Here is a 10,603-nt window from a genome sequence, read left to right as displayed (position 1 = left end):
CGCACCGCCTTGAGCACCGCATGCGCCTTCTCCGGCTCGGCACGGGCGAGTTCATTGGCCAGGCAGCCGATCACGCGCCGGCTCCAGCCGGCATCCGGCAGAACGGTTGCACTGGCGTGGTGGTTCTGCCAGTGCGGCGGCACGCCTGCCGCCCGGCGCAGATCGTCGCGGCGCAAGGCGTCGAGCTGCTGCGCGATGGTCTCGCGCAGGAGCAGGTCGAGCGGATCGGGGTAACGCCGCAGCGTCTCGTACAGGCGCGCCGGCGCCATGAAAACATCGCTTTCCTCTTCGCCGTAGGCGTTGTAATTGATGGCCTCGCCGAGCATCCGTAAACGGTCACGGTCCTCGGTGTTCATGCCCGTCTGCGCTGCGAGCGCGTCAGCCACACCGGTCAGGTTGTCGCCATACGCCCCCACCAGCGCCCAGGACCGGTGAGCTCCGCCGAGGTGGCGGTCCATCAGCAGGCTGGTGCAGGTCTGGCTGTCGAGGTCAATGTGGGTTTCCAGGTTCGGGTGGTCCGGCACATCGGGCGGCGCGTGGTGATCGAAGTAGCGCACCTGCGCGCCCGCAGCGAGCAGGCGCAGCAGGGCCGACCGGTTGCGCTGCAGCGACACGTCGCACACCAGCACCTCGTCGCCCGGCCCGGCCTGCACCCGGTCCAGCAGCGCGATGTCGCGCTTGAGCCCGGTGACCAGCACAGCGGGTGCCGGTTTCTCCAGCCGCCATTGCAGCACGGCGCACAGGCCGTCGGCATCGCCGTTGCAGACGTCGATATGCCGCCCTGCCGCCGGCGCCACGGTCATTCGCCTTCCGGGTAGGGCGGCGACGGACCTTCGGCGGGCTCGCCGGTCTCGGGATCCAGCCATTCGCCGATGCCGATCTCGCGTTCAGCCTCCTGCAGGCTGAGGGTCGGCTCCTGCTCGCCGCCGTCAGCGGCATCCATGTCCTGCTGAGCGAGTTCCAGCGTCTCGAACGGGCCGAACTCCTGTTTGCCGTCCTGCGCCAGCCAGTGGTAGCCGTCCGGGCGGGCCACGATCCGGCCCGCTTCCTCAACGGGGTCGGTGGCTTCGGACAGTCCCTCGGGCGCGTCCTCGTCGGCCTCGTTCCGGGGGTACCGGGCGTCTGCCGGGATAGTTGCCTTGCGTGTCATTCGTACTCCTTCCATGGCGACGGGGCTCAACTTGCCCGCATGTGGTATCGGTATCGGCAAGCCCGCTTTTTTTGCAGTGTCTCCCCATGCCGACGAATCAGCCGTGATTTTGATCAACACCCCCGCAAATGGCAGGGTTGCCCCCATGCGGCGGCGAGTCGGCGACATCGCCCAGGACTCACCGCATGATGCGGGCAAGCGGGGGCACTGCGGGCGCAGCAAGGCCGTCCGACTTAAAATCGCCGGTTAGCCTCAGCAAGCTCAAACAGCTCACCAAAGCACCACCATGTCCCAGCGCCGCCTTTTCGTCACCACCGCCCTGCCCTACGCCAATGGCAATTTCCACATCGGCCACATCATGGAGTACATCCAGGCCGACATCTGGGTGCGGTTCCAGAGGATGCAGGGCCATGCGGTGAATTTTGTCGGCGCCGACGATGCCCATGGCGCACCCATCATGATCGCGGCCGAAAAAGCCGGCAAAACACCACAGCAGTTTGTGGCCGACATCGCCGCAGGACGCAAGCCCTACCTCGATGGATTTCACATCAGTTTTGACAACTGGCATTCGACCGACGCGCCGGAGAACCACCAGCTTGCGCAGCAGATTTACCTGGACCTGAAAAAAGCCGGGTTGATTGAAACAAGGACCATCGAGCAGTTCTTCGATCCCGAAAAAAACATGTTCCTGCCGGACCGCTACATCAAGGGTACCTGTCCCAGGTGCGGTACCAAAGACCAGTACGGCGACAACTGCGAAAACTGCGGCGCGGTGTATGCGCCCACGGATTTGATCAACCCGTATTCAGCTCTTTCTGGCGCCACGCCCGTTCTCAAAAATTCGGAACATTTTTTCTTCAGGCTGTCCGACCAACGCTGCGTGGACTTTCTTGAAGACTGGACGCAGGACGGCAAGCTGCAACCCGAAGTCGCCAACAAGGTCAAGGAGTGGTTCAGCGTTCGCACCAACCCCGACGGCACCCAAAGCGAAGGCCTGGGCGACTGGGACATCTCGCGGGATGCGCCCTACTTCGGCATCGAAATCCCCGATGCGCCGGGCAAGTACTTTTATGTGTGGCTGGACGCACCGGTCGGCTACCTGGCCTCGCTGAAAAACCTGCTCGAAAAACGTGGTGAGAATTACGAAGCCTACATGGCCAGCCCCGGGCTGGAGCAGTACCACTTCATCGGCAAGGACATCGTCACCTTCCACACGCTGTTCTGGCCGGCCATGCTGCATTTCAGCGGCCGCAAGACGCCGGACAACGTGTTTGTGCACGGCTTCCTCACCGTCAACAACGGCGAGAAGATGAGCAAAAGCCGCGGCACCGGACTGGACCCGCTCAAGTACCTGAGCCTGGGCATGAACCCGGAGTGGCTGCGTTACTACCTGGCTGCCAAGCTCAATGCGAAGAATGAAGACATTGACTTCAACGCCGATGACTTCATGGCACGGGTCAACAGCGACCTGGTGGGCAAGTACATCAACATTGCCAGCCGCGCGGCGGGCTTCATTGCCAAGCGTTTTGGCGGCAAGCTTGGCGAGATTTCAGCCGACGGTGATGCCCTGCTCTCGGTGCTGCGCGACCAGAAAGACAATGTCACGTCGCTGTATGAATATCGCGAATTTGCCAAGGCACTGCGCGAGGTCATGTTGCTGACCGACCGTGTCAATGCCTATGTAGACCAGAACAAGCCCTGGGAGCTGGCCAAGCAGCCGGGCATGGACACGCGCCTGCAGGATGTCTGCACGGTATGTATCGAGGCCTTCCGCCTGCTCACCATCTACCTCAAACCGGTCTTGCCAGCATTGGCCGCGGAAGTGGAAAACTTCCTGAAAGCCGGGTCCCTGGGGTTTTCCGACGCGGCAGCCAGCCTGGGCAGCAGCCATGTGATCGGCGACTACAAACACCTGATGCAGCGTGTTGACATCAAGCAACTTGATGCATTGTTTGAGCCCCCAGCCCAGGAAACACCTGCGCAAGCAGCTACTGATTTAATAGCAGAAACAACTACGCCCGGCGGCGAGGAACTGGCCCCTGCCATCACCATCGACGACTTCGCCAAGATCGATTTGCGCATTGCCAAAATCGTCAACTGCGAAGCCGTCGAAGGCTCGACCAAGCTGCTGCGGCTGACACTGGACGTGGGCGAGGGGAAAATGCGCAACGTCTTTAGCGGTATCGCCTCGGCCTACAAGCCTGAAGACCTGATCGGCAAACACACGGTGATGGTCGCCAACCTGGCGCCGCGCAAGATGAAGTTCGGTATCAGTGAAGGCATGGTGCTGGCGGCCAGCCACGCTGACGAAAAAGCGCAACCCGGCATCTTTGTGCTGGAGCCCTGGCCGGGAGCCCTGCCCGGCATGCGGGTGCGCTAGCGGCGAGGGAGCGTCAATAAGCTCCCGGCTTCCCGCTCTGCTGCAATTTTCATCGGAGCGAGCAAGGACGAATTGCCCGGCGATCTGCTTAATCCAGAACGATGTTGTGAGTCTTCACAATGTTCCGGAAGAACTGGATACGTTGCTGGATTTCCTTGCGGTACTCAGCGGGCTTCACGTCTTCAGGGACCATCGCGCCGCGCTTGCGCCAGGCATCTTGCGTCTGCGGGTCGCGCAAAACGCCGCGCATTGCGTCGTAAAGCTTGGCAATGATGGGCTCGGGCGTTTTGGCGGGCGCAGCCAGGCCCGCCCATGAGGTGAGGTTCAGCTCCGGCAACTTGAGTTCATCAAAGGTCGGCACCTCGGGCAATTGCGGCGCGCGAACGGGCGACGCCACGGCCATCGCATGCAGGCGTCCGGCCTGAATCGTGGCGAGGTTGGTTGTCAGGTTGTTCCAGGTCATGTGCACCTGGCCGGACATCAGGTCAGTGAGTGCCGGTCCCGCGCCGCGGTACGGAATGTGGGTGATGAACAGCCCCAGCTTGGCCTTGAGCAACTCCATGTTCAGGTGCGCCACCGAGCCGTTGCCGGAGGAGGCGTAATTCAGCTTGCCGGGGTTTGCTTTCACATATTTCACAAACTCGGCGAAGTTCTTCACGGGCAAGCCCGGGGTGACCAGCAGCACGTTGGCCAGCCGCTCAATCAGCGTGATGGGCGCAAAGTCATTGACCGCGTCATAGGGCAGGCGGGGCGATATGGCCGGGTTGACCACATGCGTGGTCTGCGAGGTGAGGATCAGGGTGTAGCCGTCTGGCGGTGCTTTGGCCACCATTGCGGAGCCAATGGCGCCGCCCGCGCCAGCCTTGTTGTCCACGATGACGGGTTGTCCAAGTACTTTTCCAAGCCTGTCGGCCATGGCCCGGCCCGCGCCGTCCGCCGAGCCGCCGGGCGGAAACGGCACCACGAGTGTGATCGGGCGATTCGGGTAAGGGGCGGGTGCCTGGGCCAGGGCGGGCAAGGCGATGGCGCTGCTCAAGGCGCAGGTGGTGCTGATAAAGCGGCGGCGATGCAGGATGATGGTCATGGTGAATCCTCGTTAGGGGGAAAATCAGGGGTAGATGGCCCTGCCTGGCAGACGGCCGAAACGCGCGCCGTCATCGATCTGAGCTTCGAACTGGAGCAGTGCGAGCAGTTGGCGGACCTTGACGCCTTGCGGTCGAGCCAGGTTGTCGCGAAGCGGTGCCAAGCGCTCTTCCGGAAGGATGCCCTTTGTGCATTGTTCGAATTTGACTTGCCGCTCCAACGCCGAAAACGGATTCAGGAACGATCCTTTGGCGTGGTGAACTACACGCTCCAGGTGCCGTCCGTCCTTCAAGGTCACGGCTGTGGTGTGGGGAAGCAGCTGTGTTGCGGTTTCCACGCGTGTCGAGGCCAGGCGCATTTCGACGCGTGGCATGAGGCGTCGGGTCACGTCGTCTTGCACCGCTTTCGGCGTGAAGTCAGCCAACGTGACCGTGCCATAACGGAGCATCGTGGCCACCGCGTAGGGCATGGAAAACATGGCCTCGCGGGGATTCTTGGGCTCTGGGTATTTGAGGTTCACCAGGTTGACGCGCCCGACCAGTGTGTCGACACGCTCCACGTCCTCCATACCGAATCGATGTTCGGTGGCGAGGGCTTGTAACGCGTCGAGGCAGCGGTGTGTGGACGCGCAGTTGGGATACAGCTTGAACGACAGGCCATGGCTGTCGATCGCCAGCGGGCCGTCGTTGACCGCAGCCACGGACCGCCAGTCGGCCGCCGAGTCCCCGGCATAAAGTGCGCCAAACCCATGCGGGCCTTCCAGGGCTTTATCGCTGCCCGTGACGCCCGAGGCCGCAAGCGATGCGGCCAGGACACCGCCTTGAGCCGCCAGTCCGGCATGCACGGGTTTCGTGTCGGTGCCGAACTGGACCTTGGGTCCAGCTGCCATGGAAACGGCCAGACTCAGGGCATGCGTCATCCTGGCCGCGTCCAGCCCGAGCAGTCTGCCGCAAGCTACTGCGGCAGCGATCACTCCAATGGTTTGAGTGCCGTGCCAGCCTTTTTCGGCATGAGACCGGTCCATCGCCATCCCGACGCGGGCCATCACCTCGCTCCCGACGATCAATGCATCCAGCACGGCGTCCAGTGTGGCATCCATCTCGTGGGCTTGCGCCAGGATGGCTGGGATCACAGCGCAGCCAAAATGCCCCCCGGCGACCAAAAACATCTCATCCAGCTCCCGCGCATGGGCGGCCGTGCCGTTGGCCAGGGCACTGAAGGCGGCACAAGTCCCGATGCTGCTACCCACCACCGGAACCGGTCCCGTGGCACGCAATCCCGCCCGTACTGAAGCGCAAACCGGGTCCCCAGCGCCTGCCACCATGGCGGCGATGGTGTCCTCCAGGGAGTGCTCTGCCGTGCGCAGGGTGGATTCACCCCATTGATTGGGGACCGTGGCAGCCCAGTGCGCGAGAACCTGGGTAGCGGGAATATGGGAACTGAGCATGCTTGTCCTTGGGACGTGATTTGGTATGTGGTTGCGCCTATCGGCGCAGACGGGTGTGGAACGAATCGCAGACACGCAGCTGCAGGTCTACGTGAGGAGGCAGGCACACTCAGTCAAGCTTCACTCCGGCATCGCGGATCACGACACCCCATTTTTTGACCTCGCTGTCGATATGCGTCTTGAAAAACTCGGGCGTTCCCCCGAGCGCGACCTGCCCCACTTGCGCCATTTCGGCCTTGGTCGCAGGCGCCTGCAGCCAATTGTTGATCTCGCGGTTCAGGCGCAGGATCACCGACCGAGGCGTGCCAGTCGGTGCCACAATGCCGCCCCAAGCCACGACCTCGAAGCCGGCAATGCCCGCCTCTTCCATGGTCGGCACATCGGGCAGCAGCGCAGAGCGCCGCTTGCTGGTAACCGCAAGCGGGCGCACCCTGCCTGCCTGGATGGCGCTCAGCATGGACGGCAGGTTGTCGAACATGAAGTCGATCTGCCCGCCGACCAGGTCGGTCTGCGCCTGCGGGGCACCGCGGTAGGGGATGTGGTTGAAGCTGATGCCGGCCTTCTCCTTGAGGATTTCGCCGCTGAGATGGCTGGTCGTGCCGTTGCCGCCCGAGCCCATGTTGAAGCGGCCCGGCTGGCTCTTGGCGGAGATGATCAGGTCGCGCACCGAGGTCGCAGGAAAACCCTGGCGGACCACCAGCACATTGGGCACCTGCGAAAGCACTGCCACTGGCACCAGGTCCTTGTCGGGGTCGTAGGGCATCTTGCGGATCAGGCTGCGGTTGATCGCCATGGTCACGATGTTGCCGAAGCCCAGCGTGTAGCCATCGGGCTGGGCTTTGGCCACCGCCTGCATTGCAATGGTGCCTAACGCGCCGGGGCGGTTCTCGACGGTCACCGATTGCTTGAGTTTGTCCTGCAGGTAGTTGGCCAGCTTGCGGCTGGTCTGGTCGGGCGTGCCGCCGGCGGCCGAGGGTACGATCAGCTTGATGGGTTGGGCGGCGGGCCAGTCTGCCGCCAGGGCGTTGCTGGTCAGCGCGGCAAGCAAGGCAATGGCACTGCCCAAGGCGCAGGTGGTGCTGAGAAAGCGGCGGCGATGCAGGATGATGGTCATGGTAAATCCTCGTTAAGGGCGATCAGGAATGGGCAGGGGTGACGCTGCGAATGTGGGCCGCGATCTCGCACAGCACGTCGGCAACGTCCTCGCGCACGGCGTTGGCGCGCGGCAGCAGTTCGCGTGTCTTTTCGTTCAGATAGATCGCGCGGTTAAATTCAATCTGCAGGCTTTGGTGTCCGCGTCCAGGTTCGCCGAATTCACGCAGCAGGTCCTGGCCCGCATAGGGTTCGTTGACAGCGACGCTGTAACCCAGCTGGCGAAACGCCCCGGCCACCAGTTCGGTAAAAGCAGCGCTGCAGCTCTGGCCATTCAGATCGCCCAGCACCACGTCGGCCAGCGGCCCGGGCGCCACACGGCCAAGCCGCTCGTAGACATTGCTGGGCATGGAGTGCAGGTTCAGGTGCCAGCGCGGGCCTTCAGGGGCCGCTGCCTCCAGCGCCTGCGCCAGCGCGCGCCGGTAGGGGCGCCAGTAATGCTCAATCCGGTGCGACACCTCCCGCGCCTGCAGGCGGCGTGCATAGATGGGCTGGCGCGCCGGCGTCAGGCTGGACACCAGCCCGTTGCCCAGCGCCAGGGTGCGCGCCGTGGGCGCTGCCCCGCCGGGCCAGGTGTCGGCCAGCATGGCCACGTCGATATCATTTTCATGACGATTCGGGTCAATGTAGCTGCGCGGAAAGGTCGCATGCACCAGGGTGCCGCCCACACGCGGCACGGCGTCCCACAGCCAGTGCACGTGCGTGTCCTCGAGTTTGCGCAGTTCAGCAGCATCCACGGCGTAATCAAAATCGGCCGGGTAGTCGGTGCCGCTGTGCGGCGAGTCGCATACCAAGGCGATGGCGGGCACGGCTGGGGGCAGCACCAGAACAGGTAAAACAGGTAAAGCGGGTCGGGAGGCTTCGGGTGACATCACGGTTTTTCTCGGTCGATGGAAGATGAGCGAAGCGTAGGCGGCCCGGGCGTCAGGGGCAAACGACAATTTGATCCGGGCTGATAACCTGATGTAATCGGGGGCATGCGGTTCAAATCTCCTTCATTGCCCGAGTTGCATGCGTTCCTGGCGGTGTGCCAGCTGGGCAGCTTTCGCCGGGCGGCCGATGTGCTCTGCGTGACGCAGGCGGCCGTGAGCCGCGCCGTGCAGCGGCTGGAGCAGCGCCTGGAATGCACGCTGCTGGACCGTTCAGGCGCCCGGATACAGCCGACGGCCCGCGGACGCGAATTCCAGACGCTGGTGGAGGCCCATGTGGCGGGGCTTGAAAACGCCATCGGCGAGTTCGGTGTGCGTGCCGCGTCGCGCAAGCTGCGGGTGAGCGTGGTTCCCACGCTGTGCACGCGCTGGCTGGTACCGCGGCTTGCGCAGTTCCACGCGCAGCACCCCGGCATCGAGATCGAGTTGCGGCAGTTCCACCACGACGAGAACTTTGAACGCGATGACGTGGATCTGTGGATCAACGTGAAGCGCCCGGCGCGGGCCTGGCCGCGCGGCGTCCGTGCGCGTTACCTGCTGGGGCGCGAGCTCCAGCCCGCCTGTACACCAGCGCTGGCGGCCGGCCTGCGCCAGCCGCGCGACCTGCTCAAGCTCACACTCCTGCAGCACATCAACTACCCGGACAACTGGGCGCTGTGGCTGCGCAAGGTCGGCGGCGTGGACACGCCACCCACGCTGGGTGCGGGGTTCGACCTGGGAAACAACCTGATCGTCGCCGCCTGCGCGGGCATGGGCGCGACCATCATCCAGCCCTGGCTGATCGAAGCCGAGCTGGCGGCGGGCCAGCTCGTGCTGCCGTTCGGCCCTGCGGTGGTCACGGATCGCGGCTATTACCTCTGCAGCCGCGCAGCCCTGGCCGAAAACGACGCCGTGGAGCAGTTCACGCAATGGCTGCTGGACGAAGCCAAAATCAGCGCGAAACAGTTTGGGATGAAACCCTGAACGCTCAGGCCAGAAAACGCAGGGCTTTCCCCGGCCGGGCCGCCAGCTCGGTGACCACGGCATCCAGCGCCTGCAGCAGCGCCCCAACACCCGCCGCACGGAAAGGTGTAGCGGCAATGGCCACCTTGAGCTGCAGCACGGCCCCCGGCGGCAGCAACTCACTGGGCGACAGCCCGCGCGCAATCAGGCGCTGGCCTATTTCCGAGATCTGGTCGCGTGTGACCCGGCCTTCCAGAATCAGCACAAAGTCGCCGTCGCGGTGCCGCGCCACCGTGTCACCTTCCCGGGCCACCTGGTTGATGCAGGCACCGGCGTGGACCAGCGCCATTTGTGCGACCTGCAGACCGTACTCATCACGGATCTGCTGGATATTGCCGATGCGCACCCGCAGCACCACCCCCAGCGCCGGATCGCGCAGCTGGTGCTGGAGCAGCTGGTGCAGGCGCTCGAGCATCACCCGGTGGTTGGCCGCACCGGTCAGCGGGTCAACCCGGGCCATGGCGCCGACGCGCGCCTGGTTGCTGCGCCGTTCACGGCTGCGCAGGTACAGGGCAACCAGCAACAGCGGGATCTCAGTGGCAACGCCCAGTTGCGCGCCATATTGCGTCATGAAGGACAGGGGCACCAGCTGCATGTTGCGCAGGATGGGGAACACCGAACCGGCAAGCACCGCCAGGATGCCGGCCAGCACCCACAAGCCGACGCGTGGAATGCGCCAGGCGTACCAGACCGCGACACCCAGGTAAACCACAAAACTGGCCAGGTAATAGGAGCCGCTGAGCGCAAAAAACGGGTCCCGCCCAACGAACAGGAAGCCCAGCGCCAGCACAGCGCCCACAGCGGCCAAGGCCAGCATCAGGTGGGCGGGCCAGCGGATGCCGCGCCCCCGTACCAGTTCACGCAGGAAGACGTGCCCCAGGGCCGCACCGGTCACCGGCAGTACATTGGACGCCGCGTCGTTCCACCACGGGTTGTCGGGCCAGAAGTACTCCCCGGCCAGGCCGGTCAGCGAGAGCTGTCCGCAGGCAATCACCAGCACATAGGCCGCGTAATAGAAGTGGATGGAATCGCGCCACGAATAGGCGTTGACCGTACAGATCACGATGACCAGTGCCACCAGCCCGGCATACGCGCCCAACAGGAAATGCCAGCGTTTGCTGGACTCCTGGAAGTCGCGTGCGCTCCATACGCTCCAGCGCACGCTAATGGGGTGGCTGTGCTGCACCCGCAAGTAGCCCGGTCGCGCCTCTCCCGGCTGCTGCACCAGCTCGAACGCCGGATGCAGGTAGGGCATGGGCCAGTGCGACACCGCGATTGAATCGCCCGAGCGCTGGACAAGCCAGCTGCCGTCGGCCGCGGGCCGGTACAGCTCCACGAGGTTCATGCCGGGGTGCGGCAGCGCCAGCACCAACGGTGTGGCCACGCTCACGGCGGGCAGGGCCAGCTGGTACCACAGGGCCGCGCCGCCGCCGGCCGGCATGATGCGGTCCGCCCTGGCC

General features: G+C 64.2%; 9 protein-coding genes. 2 read left to right on the top strand and 7 right to left on the bottom strand.

The genetic code is table 11. The features are described from left to right. Both WA904_RS14320 and WA904_RS14315 read right to left on the bottom strand, forming a co-directional pair. On the bottom strand, positions 1-803 hold an 803-nt coding region (locus WA904_RS14320; RefSeq protein WP_425197794.1), incomplete at its 3' end, for a hypothetical protein. Continuing rightward, positions 800-1,165 carry a hypothetical protein gene (locus tag WA904_RS14315; protein WP_425197793.1) on the bottom strand — a complete coding sequence of 122 codons (366 nt, stop codon included), beginning with the start codon at positions 1,163-1,165 and terminating at the stop codon, positions 800-802. The genes WA904_RS14320 and WA904_RS14315, both read right to left, overlap by 4 nt. 271 nt (positions 1,166-1,436) lie before the next feature. On the opposite strand from WA904_RS14315, the gene metG reads away from it, so the two are divergent. After that, positions 1,437-3,530, top strand: a complete 2,094-nt coding sequence (gene metG, locus WA904_RS14310) for a methionine--tRNA ligase (RefSeq protein WP_425197792.1) — start codon at positions 1,437-1,439, stop codon at positions 3,528-3,530. A gap of 88 nt (positions 3,531-3,618) precedes the next feature. Here the strand turns inward: metG and WA904_RS14305 are convergent, their stop codons facing one another. The 4 genes from WA904_RS14305 to WA904_RS14290 all read right to left on the bottom strand — a co-directional run bounded on the left by WA904_RS14305 (position 3,619) and on the right by WA904_RS14290 (position 8,084). Next, positions 3,619-4,614, bottom strand: coding sequence for a Bug family tripartite tricarboxylate transporter substrate binding protein (locus WA904_RS14305; RefSeq protein ID WP_425197791.1), 996 nt, complete (start codon positions 4,612-4,614; stop codon positions 3,619-3,621). Between the two features lie 24 nt (positions 4,615-4,638). Continuing rightward, positions 4,639-6,060 (bottom strand): MmgE/PrpD family protein, encoded by a 1,422-nt coding sequence (locus WA904_RS14300; protein ID WP_425197790.1) that lies wholly within the window; start codon positions 6,058-6,060, stop codon positions 4,639-4,641. Positions 6,061-6,169: 109 nt separating this feature from the next. Beyond that, positions 6,170-7,174 (bottom strand): Bug family tripartite tricarboxylate transporter substrate binding protein, encoded by a 1,005-nt coding sequence (locus WA904_RS14295; RefSeq protein ID WP_425197789.1) that lies wholly within the window; start codon positions 7,172-7,174, stop codon positions 6,170-6,172. 22 nt (positions 7,175-7,196) lie between these two features. Beyond that, a complete protein-coding gene (locus WA904_RS14290; protein ID WP_425197795.1) occupies positions 7,197-8,084 on the bottom strand; it encodes an N-formylglutamate amidohydrolase in 888 nt (295 codons plus the stop codon). A 105-nt stretch (positions 8,085-8,189) separates the two neighbouring features. On the opposite strand from WA904_RS14290, the gene WA904_RS14285 reads away from it, so the two are divergent. Further along, entirely contained in the window at positions 8,190-9,104 is a 915-nt protein-coding gene (locus WA904_RS14285) for a LysR substrate-binding domain-containing protein (RefSeq protein ID WP_425197788.1), read from the top strand. A gap of 4 nt (positions 9,105-9,108) precedes the next feature. On the opposite strand, the gene WA904_RS14280 is transcribed toward WA904_RS14285, so the two are convergent. Next, positions 9,109-10,603, bottom strand: a 1,495-nt coding sequence (locus WA904_RS14280) for a sensor domain-containing diguanylate cyclase (protein ID WP_425197787.1), incomplete at its 5' end; no start/stop codon positions are given.

Origin of the sequence: Polaromonas sp. (assembly GCF_049790275.1) — a bacterium.
GTDB lineage: Bacteria > Pseudomonadota > Gammaproteobacteria > Burkholderiales > Burkholderiaceae_C > Polaromonas.
This window is presented reverse-complemented; position numbering and strand designations above follow the sequence as displayed.